Source organism: Parahaliea maris (genome assembly GCF_008064665.1).
GTDB classification, from domain to species: Bacteria; Pseudomonadota; Gammaproteobacteria; order Pseudomonadales; family Halieaceae; genus Parahaliea; species Parahaliea maris.
This window is the reverse complement of sequence record NZ_VRZA01000004.1, coordinates 33,618-49,929: the sequence shown is the minus strand read 5'-3', so window position 1 is coordinate 49,929 and position 16,312 is coordinate 33,618. Positions and strand designations below refer to the sequence as shown.

General features: G+C 63.4%; 11 protein-coding genes. 8 read left to right on the top strand and 3 right to left on the bottom strand.

Going from position 1 to position 16,312, the window contains the following annotated elements:
- Positions 1-138: 138 nt before the first annotated feature.
- On the top strand, positions 139-1,824 hold the full coding sequence (gene ggt / locus FV139_RS12095; protein WP_148068720.1) for a gamma-glutamyltransferase: 1,686 nt from the start codon (positions 139-141) through the stop codon (positions 1,822-1,824).
- Between the two features lie 146 nt (positions 1,825-1,970).
- The gene (locus FV139_RS12090; RefSeq protein ID WP_148068719.1) at positions 1,971-2,876 is read left to right on the top strand and encodes a VOC family protein; all 906 of its coding nucleotides are present in this window, start codon (positions 1,971-1,973) and stop codon (positions 2,874-2,876) included.
- A gap of 32 nt (positions 2,877-2,908) precedes the next feature.
- On the opposite strand, the gene FV139_RS12085 is transcribed toward FV139_RS12090, so the two are convergent.
- Complete coding sequence (locus tag FV139_RS12085) at positions 2,909-3,700, bottom strand: transporter substrate-binding domain-containing protein (RefSeq protein ID WP_187276508.1); 792 nt, start codon at positions 3,698-3,700, stop codon at positions 2,909-2,911.
- Positions 3,701-3,784: 84 nt separating this feature from the next.
- Entirely contained in the window at positions 3,785-5,107 is a 1,323-nt protein-coding gene (locus FV139_RS12080) for an MFS transporter permease (RefSeq protein ID WP_148068717.1), read from the bottom strand.
- Positions 5,108-5,336: 229 nt separating this feature from the next.
- Between FV139_RS12080 and FV139_RS12075 the strand changes: the two genes are divergently transcribed.
- From FV139_RS12075 to FV139_RS12050, 6 genes are all read left to right on the top strand, one after another.
- On the top strand, positions 5,337-6,932 hold the full coding sequence (locus FV139_RS12075; protein ID WP_148068716.1) for a tetratricopeptide repeat-containing sulfotransferase family protein: 1,596 nt from the start codon (positions 5,337-5,339) through the stop codon (positions 6,930-6,932).
- A gap of 289 nt (positions 6,933-7,221) precedes the next feature.
- Positions 7,222-9,684: a TonB-dependent receptor gene (locus FV139_RS12070; RefSeq protein WP_235898642.1), complete on the top strand. Its 2,463-nt coding sequence runs from the start codon at positions 7,222-7,224 to the stop codon at positions 9,682-9,684.
- Between the two features lie 9 nt (positions 9,685-9,693).
- The gene (locus FV139_RS12065; RefSeq protein WP_148068715.1) at positions 9,694-11,571 is read left to right on the top strand and encodes an NAD(P)-binding protein; all 1,878 of its coding nucleotides are present in this window, start codon (positions 9,694-9,696) and stop codon (positions 11,569-11,571) included.
- 6 nt (positions 11,572-11,577) lie between these two features.
- Entirely contained in the window at positions 11,578-12,945 is a 1,368-nt protein-coding gene (locus FV139_RS12060) for a Na+/H+ antiporter NhaC family protein (RefSeq protein ID WP_148068714.1), read from the top strand.
- A 31-nt stretch (positions 12,946-12,976) separates the two neighbouring features.
- A complete protein-coding gene (locus FV139_RS12055; protein WP_148068713.1) occupies positions 12,977-13,411 on the top strand; it encodes a cupin domain-containing protein in 435 nt (144 codons plus the stop codon).
- 25 nt (positions 13,412-13,436) lie between these two features.
- Positions 13,437-15,173, top strand: a complete 1,737-nt coding sequence (locus tag FV139_RS12050) for an N-acyl-D-amino-acid deacylase family protein (protein ID WP_235898641.1) — start codon at positions 13,437-13,439, stop codon at positions 15,171-15,173.
- On the opposite strand, the gene FV139_RS12045 is transcribed toward FV139_RS12050, so the two are convergent.
- Positions 15,174-16,280, bottom strand: a complete 1,107-nt coding sequence (locus FV139_RS12045) for a mechanosensitive ion channel family protein (protein WP_148068712.1) — start codon at positions 16,278-16,280, stop codon at positions 15,174-15,176.
- Positions 16,281-16,312: the final 32 nt, after the last annotated feature.

Genomic DNA, 16,312 nt, shown 5'->3' with positions numbered 1-16,312 from the left:
GCCCGGCCCTGTCTCAATGACATGAAGTTCCGGGACGGCTGACTTTTCTGATCAGCTGCCCGTGGACCAAAGGGTTATTCAAGGTCACCTGTGGTTCTGCTAGGGTGCGCGAGATAACTGCAGCCATGGAGCCACAGCATGCCCCTCACCCAGCGTCTGTTCGTTCGTTACTTCACCACCGCCCTGTTGCTGGCGGTGCTACTACCGTGCTGGGCGGTCTCCGCCAGGGCCGGCACCGCCGCTGTGGCCAGTCCGGAACCCCACGCCACCGCGGCGGCAGTGGCGGTGCTCGAGGAGGGGGGCAATGCGGTCGATGCCGCCATTGCCACGGCCTTCGTGCTGGCCGTTACCTACCCGGAGGCGGGCAATATTGGCGGTGGCGGCTTCATGCTCAGCTACATGGATGGCAGTAGCGACTTTCTCGATTTTCGGGAAAAAGCACCCGCCCTTGCCAGTCGCGACATGTACCTCAACGACAGCGGCGAAGTGCACCCCACCGCGTCGCTGTTCGGAGGCAAGGCCTCCGGGGTACCCGGCACGGTCGCCGGGATGAGAGCAGCCCACGAGCGCTACGGCAGCCTGCCCTGGAAACGCCTGCTGCAACCGGCCATCGACCTGGCTTACCGCGGCTTTGTGGTGCCCGAGCGCCTGGCCGAACTGGCCGACGAGGCGGCTGTCGAGTTTGGCCAGCACAGCAACTTCAGCAGCTGGTTTGGCGCCATGAAGGCCGGAGAGCGTTTCCCCCAGCCCGATCTGGCCACGACGCTGATGCGCCTGGCGCAGGACCCGGACGACTTCTACCGCGGGGTCACCGCAAAGAAAATCGTGCGCACGATGAAGGCCACCGGGGGCCTGATCACGGCTGCGGACCTGGCCAGGTACGAACCTGTGTGGCGCCGGCCGCTCAGCGCACAGTGGCGCGATTACGAGGTGGTCACCGCACCGCCGCCCAGCTCCGGCGGGGTCGCCCTGCTGCAGTTGCTGCACATGCACGACCTGGCCGGCGCGCACTTCGAGGGCTTGCCCCACAACAGCCCGCGCTACGTCCACCTGCTGGCGGAGCTGGAAAAACGCATGTTCGCCGACCGCGCCGAGTACCTGGGTGATCCCGATTTCGTCGACGTGCCGGTGCAGGAGTTGCTGGCACCGGACTACCTCGCCCGACGGGCGAAGGAGATCCGCCCCGACAGCATCTCCCCTGCCACGGCGATCGAGCCCGGCCTGGAATCCACCGAGACCACCCACTTCTCGATCCTCGACGGCGACGGTAACGCGGTGTCTCTCACTTACACCCTGAACTGGGATTTCGGCTCCGGTACCGTGATCGAAGGCGCCGGCTTCCTCATGAACAACGAAATGGATGACTTCTCGGCCAAGGCCGGTGTGCCCAACGCCTTCGGGGTAGTGGGTTCCGACCGCAACGCCATAGCACCGGGCAAGCGCATGCTCTCCTCGATGACGCCAACCCTGCTACTGCGTGACGGCCAGGTGGCACTCGTGGTCGGCAGCCCCGGTGGCAGCACGATCTTCACCACGGTCTTCCAGGTGCTGCTGAACCTCGAGGACTACGCCATGCCGCTGCAGGAGGCCGTGGACGTGACCCGCTTCCATCACCAGTTGCCCGAGGCCACGCTGATCCGCCACGACCAGCGCGATATACCCGCCGCCAACCGCAAGGCACTGGAAGCCATGGGCTATACGGTAGAACCCAACAGCTGGGGTAATCTCGGCGACGTCCAGGCCATACAGGTCAGGCAGGGCACGGTCAGCGCCGCCGCCGACAGCCGCGGCCGGGGCACCGCAGAGGTGATCGCGCCAGACTGAGGGCCCGGCAAGTTCCCATAGCTATACCGTCGCCCGCAGAATGCCCCGGCAGGGCTGATGAGCGCGGCAAAAGCTCTGATAATGCGGCAAGCAACGGGCGGCCACCCGTTGCTCTCAACGTACAGGCAGCACACAGGAGTGAAACCATGGGACTGGCAAGTATTGGCTATCTAAGAATCCAGGCGAGCGACGCCGACGCCTGGATGGACTTCGGCACCAACATGCTGGGCCTGATGGATGCACAGCGCGAAGACAGCGCCGGTGCACGCTTCCTGCGCATGGACGCCCACCCCTTCCGCTTCATGATCGAGCCCGGTGACAGCGATTGCCTGCTGGCCTGCGGCCTCGAGTATCGCAGCCGCGACGACTTTGACAGCGTGTGCGCCGACCTGGAGTCCGCCGGTTTCAGCGTCGAGCCGGGCGCCAGCGGTGAGGCCGCGCGGCGCTGCGTCAGCGGTTTCGCGTCCATCACGGATCCCGGCGGCAATCTGCTCGAGCTGTATTACGGCCGCAAGCTGGACTACAAGCCGCTGATTTCCCCCACCGGGGTTTCAGCCTTTGTGACCGGTGACGAATACACCGGTGACATGGGCTTTGGCCACGCGGTGGTACCCGCTCCCGACATCGAGGCCAGCATCGACTTCTACACCGGCCTGATCGGCCTCGCCATCAGCGACGACCTGACGCCGCCCATGCCGGAGGGCGCCCCCGACACCCGGGTGGTCTTCCTGCATGCCGACAACCCCCGGCAGCACTCCCTCGCCCTGTACAACCACCCCAGCCCGCTGGGTGTGGTGCACATCATGGTGGAAGTGAGCACCCTCGACGAGGTCGGCCTGGCCCTGGACCGGGTCAACAAGGCCGGCCACCCGGTGATCGCCAGCCTGGGACGCCACGTGAACGACAACATGTGCTCGTTCTACGTGTTGGCGCCCGGCGGAATTGCCGTGGAATACGGCTACGACGGACTGCAGGTGGACTGGGACAACTACACCCCCACGGTCAGCACCGAGGGCGATCTCTGGGGCCACGAGTACAACTTCCCGGGCTGACCCATCGCAGGCCGCCGGCTGCTGGTCCCCACTTACTGCAGTGGGGACTTCACCTCGACCTGGACCGGAATCCAGCGACTCTGGATATAGGACAGGGTCCCGTTGCTGCGCATCAGGTTGAGCGCCCGTTCCAGTTCTGACTTGAGCGCGAGGTCTCCCTGGCGAACCGCCCAGGCCAGCATTTCTTCCGTCAGCGGCGCATAGGTACTGATCAGGTCGCCGTTGGCGGAATCGTTTGCCAGCTGCCAGCTGGTGGGCGCATCGTGCACATAGAGATCGATGCGATCCTCCCGCAGGGCCTTGAACGCCTGGTCGGGATTGGCGAACAAGCTGACCTCGGCATCCGGCAACTCCCGCGCGGCAAAGGCAGCACCGGTGGTCTCCGGCTCAACGCCTACACGCACACCTTCCCGATAGATCGCCCAGGGCTGGGAAAAGCGGGCAATCTTGTCCTGGTACATGATGGCCATCTGCCCCACCCGCATATAGGGTTCGGTGAATGTCACCCGGGCACTGCGTTCTGCGGTAACGCTCAGGCCCGACATCAGCACATCGACCTCGCCGCGCTCGAGCGCAGGCAGCAGGGCGTCGAATGGCATCGGAACCAGCTGTACTTCCCTGCCCAGGATCTTGCCAACCGCCAGGGCATTGTCAGGTTCGATACCCACGATGCGGCCGTCCTGGCGATAAGCCAGCGGCGCATAGTCCGGTGACAGGCCGACCCTGAGGGTTTCCGCCTCGCCTGTTTCCGCCTCGCCTGTTTCTACCTGGACAAGCGCGGTGCAGAACAGGCACAACGCGAAAAATACCTTTATTGTTTTCATAACACATCCCGGATAAAAGTCGCTTGGCATGGTAGGTGACTTGCCCGCACCCCGCAATTCCCCGCGTCCCCACGAGAGCCGCGGTCAGTTCACCGGCTTCAGGCGCAGCGAGCTCCACACCGCCGCCACCGCCAGTGCGGCCAGCAGAGCCAGGACCGTGGCGGTACCGTAGCGAGCATCGACCCATCCGAGCCCGCCGCCGCAGAGCAGGAACAGGCCGATCACAGTATTGCTAACGGCGGTGTACTGGGCCCTGTTGCCTCCACTGGCCATATCCACCAGATAGGTTTTGCGGCCGATGCGAACGCCGTGGTGGGCCACCGCAGCAAAGAACAGGAGCAGGCCCGCCACTGGCGGGAAACCCAGCCAGGCCGGATGCCAGAAATTGAGTGCGAGGGTCGCCAGCATCAACAGCAGTGACAGCGAGGCCGCGCTGGCCATCACCTTCTCCGAGGCATGGTCGGACCAGCGTCCCCAGACGTTCCCGGACAGCAGTCCCGCCAGGCCTTCTGCCAGCAGCAGGGTGGCGAAACCGAAGCCCCCCGCCCGGCTGTTCTGCTGGATCAGTACCACCAGGTAGGGAATGGCGAAGGCGGTCGACACCAGCAACATGCGCGAGATCACGAAGTGGCGGAAGTCTGCATCGCTGTGCAACAGTCCGATACTGCGCAGGGCCTCGGTAATGGCGTTACCCCCGCCCTCGGTGGCTCCCGGGACCTCCGGCACCCCGGAGTAGACCATGGCAGCCAGTAACCAGAGCACGGCGGAGGCGGCCAGCAATCCGGCAAAAAACCAGCGACTGCCGGCCACCGCGTCGCTGCTGTAAAACAGGGGGGCCAGCAACAGGGTGCCGGCCACCGCCAGGGTGATGGCCCCCGAGGCCGAGGCCGCCAGACCGCTCAGCCTGCCGCGCCGGCTCTTGGAGACCGTCTTGCCCAGCACATCCTTGGCCGCCACCGAGCACACCCCGCGGCTCAGGCTGAACAGCGCCAACAGGCCGACAACGGTTATCCCGAGGGCATGCCCCTCGAGCGCAAGTACCGCGGGCAGCATCAACAACAGGCAGACGCCCTGGCCCACGCTGCCCGCCACCCAGAACACTTTGCGCAGCGGATACCCGCGCATCGCCTGGGCGACGAACAGCTGCGGCATCAGCGACAGGGACTCCCTCAGGGGCACCAGCATGGCGATGTACAGCGCTGGCGCGCCGAGAGAGGACAGCATCCAGGCCAGCACCAGGCGCGAGCTGGTGAGGGTGTCGCCAATCTTGGTCAGTACCTGCGACAGCAACTGCAGGGTAAAGGCCCGCGGCTGGTCAGCGCAGGCAGACTCCGGAATATCGCGGCAAACTCGAGCATCCTCCTCCTCGACCAGTTTTGCGTACACCTGCTCGCTGAATGCTGCCATTTATCCGTGTCCCCTTTGCGACTGCTTTCTAATGCGTATGATGCGAATGTTGTAAGCTGAGTGACTGCCGCTCAAGGGCGGCCCTCCAGCAGAAGTGTGCAGCGCCGGCGGCCGCTTTCGCAAGCGGCGGGTGACGTCGCTGGTTCACGACTGGCATAATCTTGCGGGAAAGTTCCCCGTACCTCAGCCGACCACTCACTCGAAACTCGCACAGCGACAAGGCAGTTACATGAACCAAAGCCCCCCTCCCCAGGCCTGGATGCAGGACAGTCTGCGCGAGGGCTACGTGGCCCTGTCTCGCGGCAATCACCAGGGGGCCATCAACTGTGCCCGCAAGGTGCTCACCGCCAAGCCGGACCTGGCCGAGGGCCACTTCCTGGTGGGCCTGGTCGCCCAGGATCGCAACGAGACGGGGATGGCCGTACAGGCCTTCGGCTCGGTCACCAAGCTGGCGCCGCAACACGGTGCGGCCTGGGCCCAGCTGGCGCGCCTGTTCATGCGCATGGGACACGTCAATCGCGCCGATGAGGCACTGTCGAAAGCGGTGGAATTCCAGGACGACAATCCTGCGGTCCAGGACGCCATCGCCACGGTTTATACCCTGCTGGGCGACGCGCGCGAGGCGGGCATCTGGCTGGATCGCGCCCTGGCCAGCCAGCCTGACAATCTGCCTTTCCTGATCAATCACGCCAACAACCGCATGTTCCTCGGAGACTTTGACGTGGCGGAGACCAGCCTCCGTCGGGCGCTGGGCAACCGGCCCGGCAACGCCAACGCCCACTGGTTGTTATCCAACCTGCGCAAGGCGCAGGACCGGGAGCACATCGGCCAGTTGCACCAACTGATCGGCGCGAGCAGTGACCCGCGCGACCTGGCCTACCTGAATTACGGCCTGGGCAAGGAACTGGAGGATCTCAAGGACTGGGACGCCGCCTTCGCTGCATTTGCCGCCGGCGCGAAGGCCCGCCGCAGTACCCTGCAATACGACGAGGCCGGTGAGGTGGCGCTGTTCGATACCCTGCAGGACCTGCTCACCGGGGACTGGCTGGCGAGTCGCGCCCCCGGCTGCCCCGACCCGTCACCCATTTTCATCGTCGGTCAGCCGCGTACGGGCACCACCCTGGTCGAGCGGATCATCACCAGTCATTCCCAGGTGCACTCCGCAGGCGAGCTGCGCCAGTTCGACGGCGCCATCCGTCGCCTGCTGAACTACCAGGGCAAGTCCCGCAACTCGGCGGAGCTGGCGCGGGGTGCCAGTGAACTCGACATGGCCAGGCTCGGAGAGGCCTACCTCAGTACCAGCCGCAAGCTGCGCGGCAACCTGCCGCGCTTTGTCGACAAACTGCCCACCAACTACCGCTACCTGCCACTGATCCTGGCGGCCCTGCCCAACGCGCGCATCATCCATTTGCGACGGGATCCCATGGACGCCTGTTTCGCCAGCTTCAAGCAGTTGTTTGCCGACGCCTACCCCCACTCCTACGAGCAGACCGAGATGGCGAGGCACCACGCCCGCTACCATCGCATGATGGGCGTCTGGCGCCAGCGCTTTGGCGAGCGCTTCTTTGAAGTCGATTACGAAGCCGTGGCAGCCAATCCGGAGCCACACGCCCGCACCCTGCTCGAATTTCTCGACCTGCCCTGGGAGCCCGCCTGCCTGGAATTTCACCAGCAGGACGCGGCCGTTACCACCGCCAGCGTGGTCCAGGTCCGTGAGGCGGCACATACCCGGTCAGTCGGTCGCTGGCGGCGCTACGCTACTCAACTCACATCGATAAGCGACACCCTGACGGCGCTGGGCATTCCGCTCGAGCACACGCGCTGAGACACTCCCGCCTGCTGCCGCGGGCGACTCAGGACGGCCTACCCCTAAGTGGGTAGGCGTTTTTACCCGCACCATATTGCATCACCGGAATCGTTTCCGTAGTCTGAAATTCGCCCGACAGAACTGAACCACCAAACCAGAATCCGCTGTAAAAACAGCACTTCAGTTCGCCGAAATGCCATAAAACCTATTCCAGCGTTTCGGGTGGCTGTATGACGCCCGCAAACCGTTTTCATTCCTGCAACCCATCCTGGGTGAAGGACGTGTACTTGCAAAAAAAGGGGTAGTCATGAGTCCAAACCAGTTTTCCCGGTCCCGCACCGCTCTCGACAGGGCCGCTCGCCCAGGCAAGAAGTTCCAGCGCAACGGCCTCGCCATTGCCGTTTCCTCCATTCTGATGACCGGTGCCGGCGGCGCGAACGCCCAGGCGCTGGAAGAAGTCATCGTTACCGCTACCAAGCGCGCCGCCTCGGTGATGGACGTGCCGCTGTCTGTCTCCGCCCTCTCAGGGGATTTTCTCCGCGATGTGAACCTCGATGACGTCAAGGACCTGGTTTCCTTCACCCCGGGCGTTACCGGTAACTCCAAAGACAGCTTCATGGACTCGATCCGCGTCCGCGGCATCGTGACCAACGACTTCGGCAACGGCGGCGACCCCTCCCTCGGTGTGTACAAGAACGGTTTCTACCAGGGCCGTAACGGTTCCGCGGTGTCCAGCCTGTTTGACGTCGAGCGGGCCGAAGTACTGCGCGGCCCCCAGGGCTTCCTGTTCGGGCGCAACTCTATCTCCGGCGCGCTCAATATCTTCACCCGGACGCCGACCCAGGGGGAGCGCGACGGTTACATGGACGTGCGTATCGGCGAACGCGGTATCTTCACCGGCGAGTTGGGCGCGAGCTTTGATCTCACCGACAGCTTCTCGGTACGGGTGGCCGGCTATCATTCCGAGGAGGATGGCTACGTACGCAACATCGCCACCGGCAAGGATCACATCGACCACAACAAGGATGCCATCCGCATCACCGGTCTGTACGACGCCGGCGGCAACCTGACAGCCAAGCTGTACGTCGAATACGAGGACCGCGACCAGTCAGGCACCATCTACCGCGCCACCGGCAATGCCGGTTCCTTCGCCATGCTGGAGGAAATCTACGGCGACATCGTGGTGCCCTCGGACCCGCGCAAGATCAACATCGATGAGCCGGACAACGGCATTATCGACGAGGGCGAAGCCATGAGTATCGGCCTGGTGGTCGACTACGACCTGGGCTGGGCCACCCTGACCTCCCTCACCGGCTACAAGGACCACAACTACCACTACACCGAAGACTACGACGCCACTCCTCTCACCATCTTCAACTATGAACAGAAGCAGGACGGCGACTATTTCGAACAGGAACTGCGCCTGACCTCCGACAACGAGGGCATGTTCAACTGGTATACCGGGGTGTCCTACTACCGCGAGGAGATCGACTCCCTGTTCATGGGCCAGCAGGACGAGGACCTGTACTGCACGGTGTACTGGGGCGATACCTGTGAGGGCGTGTTCGACTACTACAACAACGCCTACGACGGCGCCTACGCCTACGTGCTCTACGACTACTTCGGCACCTACGACTGGGTCGCCAGCCCCACCGGGCGCATGGACGACTGGAACCAGACCAAGGGCGTGTTCTCCGGCTGGGCGGCCTACGTGGATCTCAACTTCCGCTTCAGCGAGCAGTGGGACGCCAGCGTCGGCGTGCGCTACAACGAGGACAAGAAAGAGTTTTCCCAGGAGGTACGGACCGACCTCAACCCGAGCCCGGTCCTCGGACCGCGGGTGCAGACCGGTTTTTACACGCCTGACGGCCCGGTCAAGGACTCCCGCACCTGGTCCGAGCCGACCTACCGCGGCGTGGTCAATTACCGACCCAATGACGACGTGCTGCTGTACGCCAGCGTCACCACCGGCTACAAGCAGGGTGGCTACAACAGCTTCAAAGTGGACCCCGACGGTTTGTGGGGAACCATCTACGCCTACCCCGGCACCCACAAACCCGGCTCCTTTGACGGCGAGAGCGTGATCTCCTATGAGGTGGGCTTCAAGGGCACCCAGTGGGACGGCCGCAGCCAGGTACAGTTGAGTGCCTTTATCTACGAATACGAGGACCTGCAGGCCACCTGCGGCGTGCCCGGAGAGCCCGGAGTCGTCATCTGTAATGTCGGCACCGTGGACGCCAACGGTGTCGAGGGCACCTGGAACCTGGGACTGAATGACTACATGGATATCGGCCTCGGCTTCGCCTGGTTCGACAGCGAGGCCAAGGGTATCCAGGAATTCTGCTCCGAGGGTGAGCGCGTGCTGGGCGACATCAACGCCTGCGAGGGCCAGGCCATGCCGGGGGCACCCGAATGGACCGCCTTTGCGGTAATCAACGGCAGTGTGCCCGTCGGCAAGGGCGAGATCTACGGCAACCTGTCCTGGAGCTGGGAAGACGACGCCCCCAACAGTTACCTGCCGCTGAACGCCCTCACCACAAGCTTCCCTGAAGGCGCCCGCGAGGTCGGTGAGTTCAACGACGTACAACTGCTCGCCGGTTACCGCGCCGACAGTGGCTGGGCCGTGGCCCTGTATGTCGAGAACCTGCTCGACGACGAGTACTACGACGCGGGCAACAGCGGAGGCAACCCTAGCAACCCCTACGTTCAGTTTGATATCAGCCCGAGCCGCCCCCGGACCACCGGTGTGCGCCTGATGTACAACTTCTAGGAACCGTTCATGTCCAGCAAGAAAGGTATCACCCGCCGGGATTTCCTCGGCGGGGTTGCCGTCGGCATGCTCGCCGGCGGCCTCCAGCCACTGCGAGGCTTTGCCCAGACGGCTTCGGGTTCAGGGATCTACTACCCGCCCTCGCTCACCGGGATGCGCGGCAGCCACCCAGGCTCCTTCGAGGTGGCCCACTCCATGTCCTGGGCCGGCGCGAAATACCCGCAACCGAAGCAGCTGACAGAAGCCGTCTACGATCTCATCGTGGTTGGCGGGGGTATCTCGGGCCTCGCCGCCGCCCACTTCTATCGCCAGAAACTGGGTGCGGGGGCAAAGATTCTGGTCCTCGACAACCACGACGATTTTGGCGGTCACGCCAAGCGCAACGAGTTCGATGTCGACGGCAAGAAACTGATCTGCTACGGCGGCAGCCAGTCGATCGACACCCCCGGCAGCTATTCCCCTGCGGCCAGCCAGTTGCTCAAGGATGTCGGTATCCACACCGAGCGCTTCTACGACTATTTCGACCGCACCTTCTTTGAGCGCAACCAGCTCGAGCGAGGCCTGTACTTCTCGAAATCGCGTTACGGGCAGGATGTGATTGCCCCCGATTACCGCAATGGACCCTCGGCGGAGAATCGCCAGCACAACACCGACATTTTGCAGCAGTACCCCCTCGATGAGAGTTCGCGGCAGGCACTGCTCAAATTATTGAATGAAGAGATCGACTACCTGGCCGGCAGGCCACAGGCCGAGAAAGTGGCCTACCTGCGCAGCATCACCTACAAGGATTTTCTGCTGGGGGATGCCGGCGTACCAGAGCCGGTTTACGTCCTGCTCAGAGACGGCATTCGCGGCTGGTGGGGTGTTGGCTGGGATGCCCAGAGCGCCCTCGAGGCGGCCCGCATGGGCTTGCCCGGAACCCTGCACCTGGACCTGGGCGACTACGACCAACGTTCCCCGGAGCGGGACGAACCCTATATTTTCCACTTCCCCGACGGCAACGCCGGGGTGGCCAGGTCGCTGGTGCGCAACCTGCTGCCGGAGGCGATCCCCGGGTCCACCATGGAAGACCTGGTGCTGGCACGCGCCGACTACGCCGCGCTGGACAAGGCCGACAGCAACACCCGCATCCGCCTGAACAGTACCGCCGTCGATGTGCGGCACACGGCAGACCAGAAGTTCGTGGACGTCACCTACGTCAACCAGGGCGATCTGTACAGGGTGCGCGGCAAGCACACGATCCTCGCCTGCTACAACGACCTCATTCCCTATATCTGCCCGGAACTGCCCGCCGAGCAGCGCGAGGCCATCGAGTACTCCACCAAGGTGCCGCTGGTGTACATGAGTATTGCCCTGCGCAACTGGCGGGCCTTTGCCAGTGCCGGCTACAGCAGTTTCACCATCCCCGATCCGGAGATGATGCACTCCATCGGCATGGATTTCCCGGTGAGCATGGGCGGCTACCACTACGCCAACGACCCGGACCAGCCCACGGTACTGCACGGATCCTACGTACCCTGCGCGCCCGACCAGGGCCTGGAGGCCAAGGAGCAACATGTCCTCGGCCGGCGCAAGCTGTATGAAACCCCCTTCGAGGCGTTCGAGCAGCACATTGTCAGCACCCTCGACGGCGCACTGGGCAGCAACGACTTCGACCCGGAGCGGGATATCGCCGCCATCACGGTCAACCGCTGGCCCCACGGCTACGCCTACGAATACAACGAGTATTCCGACCCACCCGAGTACGGCCCGGATAACGGACCTCACCTGTTGGGCGCGCGCCAGATGGGAAGAATATCCATCGCCAATTCCGATGCCTCGGCATATGCTTTCGTCAACGGCGCCATCGACGCCGCGTGGCGTGCCACCAACGAACAGGTGAGTTGATAAAGTATGGAAGTGAGCGGAACTGCGCTTTCCCTGGTGCCGACGGCACTGGTTTTCATCATGGCGGTGTGGACCCGCCGCCCCATCGAGTCGCTGATCTGCGGCGGCCTGCTGGGTTTGATCATGCTCCACGGCAGCGGCTTCGTTACCGGGCTCGCCGAGACGTCCCTGCGGGTGCTGACCGATGAGGACGTAGCCTGGGTGATCCTGGTCTGCGGTTTCATGGGCAGCCTGATCGGCCTGCTGATCCGCACCGGCTCTGCCCGGGCCTTTACCATCGCCCTGGCCAAGCGGGTACACAGCCAGACCGGCGCCCTCTTCACCACCTGGGCTCTCGGTATTCTGATGTTTGTCGACGACTACCTGAACTCCCTGGCGGTGGGCGCTGCCATGCGCGACCTCACGGATAAATTCCGGGTGTCCCGGGAAAAGCTGGCCTACGTGGTGGACACCACCGCGGCACCGATCAGCGTGATTATCCCCTTCTCCACCTGGGGCGCATTCTTTGGCGGCCTGCTGGTCGCCAACGGACTGGCCGAGGAAGGCCAGGGCCTGGCGGTGTACATCTCCGCCATTCCCTACATGTTCTACGCCTGGGCCGCAGTACTGCTGGTACCACTGGTGATCTGGCGTGTCATCCCGGACCTCGGGCCGATGAAGGCCGCCGAGACCCGCGCCCGGGAACTCGGCCAGATGGTGCCCCCGGATGCCGAACACATCGAAAAGGCCAACAAGGCCATCAAGCCACGGGACGATGTGCGCCCGCGGATGTGGCTGTTCGTGGTGCCGATGCTGCTGCTGGTATCCAGCACCATGTACTTCGACAACGACTTCCTCGTGGGTATCTACATCACCCTGGGCGTCACGGTGTGCCTGGTCCTGGGCCTGCGCCTGCTGGACATGCACGACACCTTCGACACGGTGATCGACGGCTTCAAGACCATGATCGAGCCCCTCGCCGTACTGGTGGCCGCGTTCATTCTCAAGGACGTCAACGATGCTCTCGCCCTGCCCTCCTACGTGGTGGGTGCCATGGAGCCCATCATGACCGCGGAGTTGTTGCCGGCGGTCATTTTCGTGAGCATGGCGCTGGTGTCCTTCATGACCGGCTCCAACTGGGGCGTGTTCGTGATCGTCTTGCCTATTGTGACCACCCTCGGTCACAAGTTGGGGGCCGACATGACCCTGGTGATTGGCGCCACCCTGTCAGCGAGTACCTTTGGCAGCCACGCCTGCTTCTACTCCGACGCCACGGTGCTCACCTCCCAGGCGACCGGGTGTACGCCGCTGCAACACGCCCTGACCCAGTTCCCCTACGCCCTGATTGCCGCGGTGGTCTCCACCATCGGCTACCTGGGTATTGCCTATCTCTAGCGACATAACACCCACAACGAGGAGTTTCGAAATGCGTTTGATTGCAACCGCCTGTGCCGCCCTGTTCGCCAGTTCTGTGGCCCTGGCCGACGATGTCATCACCCCCGCCGAAATGACCAGGGCTGACATTGCCGGCAAGATATTCGACAGCGAAGCCACCAAGAAAACCGAACGCGACAACGGCACCGTGCTGGATATCACCTCGCTGCTGAGTTCCGACAAGAAGTTCGCTTCGGGAATGTACAAGGCCCCCGCCTCCCGCTGGGAAATCAATGAACCCTATGGCGTCGATGAGTTCATGTACTTTCTCGAGGGCAGCGTGACCCTCACCTCCGCCGATGGCAGTGTGCAGGTGATCGAAGCCGGCGAAGCCGTTACCATCCCGAAGGAATGGACCGGTGTGTGGGAGACCGAGGGCTATACCAAAATCTGGGTCATCTACTCCCAGGACGGTTCCGGACTGTAATCACTGACAGGGAATGCACACCAGCATGAACAAACGCCTGACGCGCACTACCCTCGGCCTTCTCATGGGCATGGCCCTGTGCCTGCAAGCCTGCACCGAGCAGGAGGCAGCGGCCCCGGTACCCGAGCCTGCTCCGCGCTATGACGGCGTGATTCTCAACGGCACCGTCTACGACGGCAGCGGCGCGCCGGGCGTGCAGGCTGATGTCGCCATTGACGACGGCCGGATCGTCGCCCTGGGCGACTTTGACAGTGACAACACCAAAGACGGTGGTTTCACTATCGACGCCAGCGGCAAGGCGGTGGCACCCGGCTTTATCAACATGCTGAGCTGGGCACTGGATTCCCTGATTCACGACGGCCGCAGCCAGGGTGATATTCGCCAGGGTGTGACCCTGGAAGTGTTCGGTGAAGGGGAGTCCTGGGGCCCCTGGAACGACACCATGAAGGCCGAGGAAAAGGCCCGCCAGAGCGACATTACCTACGACATCGAGTGGACCAGCCTGGGGGAATTCCTGGAGTACCTCGAACAGCGCGGTGTATCGACCAACGTGGCCTCCTTCGTCGGTGCCACCACGGTGCGGGTGCACGAAGTGGGATACGAGGACCGGGCGCCGACCGCTGAAGAACTCGAGCGCATGCAGGCGCTGGTGCGCCAGGGCATGGAAGAAGGTGCGCTGGGCGTGGGCTCCTCGCTGATCTACGCGCCGGCCTACTACGCCAGTACCGAGGAACTCATTGCCCTCACTTCAGTAGCCGCCGAGTACGGCGGCATGTACATCTCCCACATGCGCAGCGAGGGCAACCGGCTGCTGGAAGCCATCGACGAACTGATCACGATCGCCCGGGAGTCGGGTGCACCGGCGGAGATCTACCACTTCAAGCAGAGCGGTGAATCCAACTGGAGCAAGTTCGACGAGGCGGTGGCGAAGATCGAACAGGCCCGGGCCGAGGGCCTGCGGATCAGCGCCGACATGTACACCTACACCGCGGGCTCCACCGGTCTGGACGCGGCCATGCCGCCCTGGGTGCAGGAAGGCGGCTACGCAGACTGGCGTGAACGCCTGCAGAACCCGGAGGTCCGCGCAAAGCTGCAGGAGGAAATGCTCGACCGTGAAGCCGACTGGTCCAACCTGATGCTGGCGGCCGGCCCCGAGGGCACCCTGCTGGTGGGCTTCCGCAATCCCGAGCTGCGCAAGTACACCGGTAGAACCTTGAGCGAAGTGGCCGAGGAACGCGGAACCAACCCCCAACAGACCGCCATGGACCTCGTCATCGAGGACGGCAGCCGGGTCCAGGTGGTGTACTTCCTGATGTCCGAGGAGAACGTGAAGCGCGGGATCGCCCTACCCTGGATGAGCTTCGGTTCCGACGCTTACTCCATGGCGCCCGAAGGCGTGTTTCTCAACAGCAGTACCCACCCCAGGGCCTATGGTAATTTCGCCCGCCTGCTGGGCCGCTATGTCAGGGACGAGCAGGTGATTCCGCTGGCGGAGGCCATTCGCAAGATGACCTCTCTGCCGGCGGCCCACCTCGGCCTGCGGGAACGCGGCTCACTGGTGCCGGGGTACCACGCCGACGTGGTGGTGTTTGACCCGGACACGATCAACGATGTGGCGACCTACGACGACCCGCACCGCTATGCCGTGGGCGTCAGTGACGTGATTGTCAACGGCGTGCAGGTACTGCAAGACGGCGAGCACACCGGTGCCACTCCCGGGCAGGTGGTGCGCGGCCCGGGCTGGACGGGCTGGCAGGACTGATCAGCCGCCCTGCTCTGCACCAGGCCCCGGTGCCGGCATCAGTTTTGCCCCTTCCTGATCGGTATTGATCGCGCGAATGGGATAGGGAATCACAATGCCCTCTTCGGCGTAGCGCTTGTGCAGGGCCTTGACGAAGGCGGACTTGACCCAGAATCGCTGGTAGTACTCCTGGGCCCGCAGCATGACCGTGAGGTTGATACTGGAGCTGTCGAAGGTGTGGAACAGCACGAAGGTGTCGTAGTCCCCCACCCCCCACTCGTGGGTTTTCAGTATCTCCCGCGCCACTTCCAGGGTCACCCGTTCCACGTGGTCGAGATCCGAACTGTAGTGCACCCCCACCTCCACCGGCACCGACAGCTCCTTGCTGGGATAGAAGTAGTTGATGATCTTCGAGTTCGACAGGGCGCTGTTGGGCATGATCACCGTATTGTTGGGCAACATGCGAATCCAGGTGGACCGCCAGCCGATCTTTTCCACGAAACCCTGCTCGCCCGAGTCCAGTTCGATAAAGTCGTCTACGCGAATCGGCTTGTCGATAACAAGTTGCACACCGGAAAAAAAGTTTTCCAGGGTGGGCTGCAAGGCCAGGGCAACGGCGAGCGAGGTGATCCCGAGCGAAGCGACGATGGGGGTGATGGAAATACCCAGGGTCCCCATGATCATCAACAACCCGATACCGAAGATCACCCCGCGGGTGATGCCCTTGAGAATACCCCGGCTACTCTGCAGGGTTTGGGAGCCGTCCGCGGCGTGCAGTTGCAAGGCGCCGATGGCAAAGCGGTCGACAAAAATCAGGATGGCGAAAATCAACAGTATCTTCGCGGCCACCACGCTATTGCCGTTGATCGGGCTCTGCATCACCCCGTAGTGGCGCAACAGGCTCTCCAGCAGGAACAGGCAGGCCACCAGGATGGCGATGGTCAGGGGAAAGTTGGCCGCCCGCAGCAGCAGCGAGTCGTAGCGATACTGGGAACGGTCAGTCAGTCGCGTAAGGCGCACCAGAATGAAGCGTTTTATCGCCAGGAATACGATCGCCAGGGCCAGGACAGCCCCGGTCAGTAGCAGCCAGGTAGGGATTTCCAGCGTTCCGATGGACACTTCGCTCATGCATCGCCCGAGAATTGCTCCGATAACCGGGT

Bases quoted from the DNA above. Each gene is read 5' to 3' on its own strand.
- FV139_RS12085 (WP_187276508.1), bottom strand. From the start codon at position 3,700: ATGAAAACAATAAAGGTATTTTTCGCGTTGTGCCTGTTCTGCACCGCG.
- FV139_RS12075 (WP_148068716.1), top strand. From the start codon at position 5,337: ATGAACCAAAGCCCCCCTCCCCAGGCCTGGATGCAGGACAGTCTGCGC.
- FV139_RS12045 (WP_148068712.1), bottom strand. From the start codon at position 16,280: ATGAGCGAAGTGTCCATCGGAACGCTGGAAATCCCTACCTGGCTGCTA.
- ggt (WP_148068720.1), top strand. From the start codon at position 139: ATGCCCCTCACCCAGCGTCTGTTCGTTCGTTACTTCACCACCGCCCTG.
- FV139_RS12055 (WP_148068713.1), top strand. From the start codon at position 12,977: ATGCGTTTGATTGCAACCGCCTGTGCCGCCCTGTTCGCCAGTTCTGTG.
- FV139_RS12065 (WP_148068715.1), top strand. From the start codon at position 9,694: ATGTCCAGCAAGAAAGGTATCACCCGCCGGGATTTCCTCGGCGGGGTT.
- FV139_RS12060 (WP_148068714.1), top strand. From the start codon at position 11,578: ATGGAAGTGAGCGGAACTGCGCTTTCCCTGGTGCCGACGGCACTGGTT.
- FV139_RS12070 (WP_235898642.1), top strand. From the start codon at position 7,222: ATGAGTCCAAACCAGTTTTCCCGGTCCCGCACCGCTCTCGACAGGGCC.
- FV139_RS12090 (WP_148068719.1), top strand. From the start codon at position 1,971: ATGGGACTGGCAAGTATTGGCTATCTAAGAATCCAGGCGAGCGACGCC.
- FV139_RS12050 (WP_235898641.1), top strand. From the start codon at position 13,437: ATGAACAAACGCCTGACGCGCACTACCCTCGGCCTTCTCATGGGCATG.
- FV139_RS12080 (WP_148068717.1), bottom strand. From the start codon at position 5,107: ATGGCAGCATTCAGCGAGCAGGTGTACGCAAAACTGGTCGAGGAGGAG.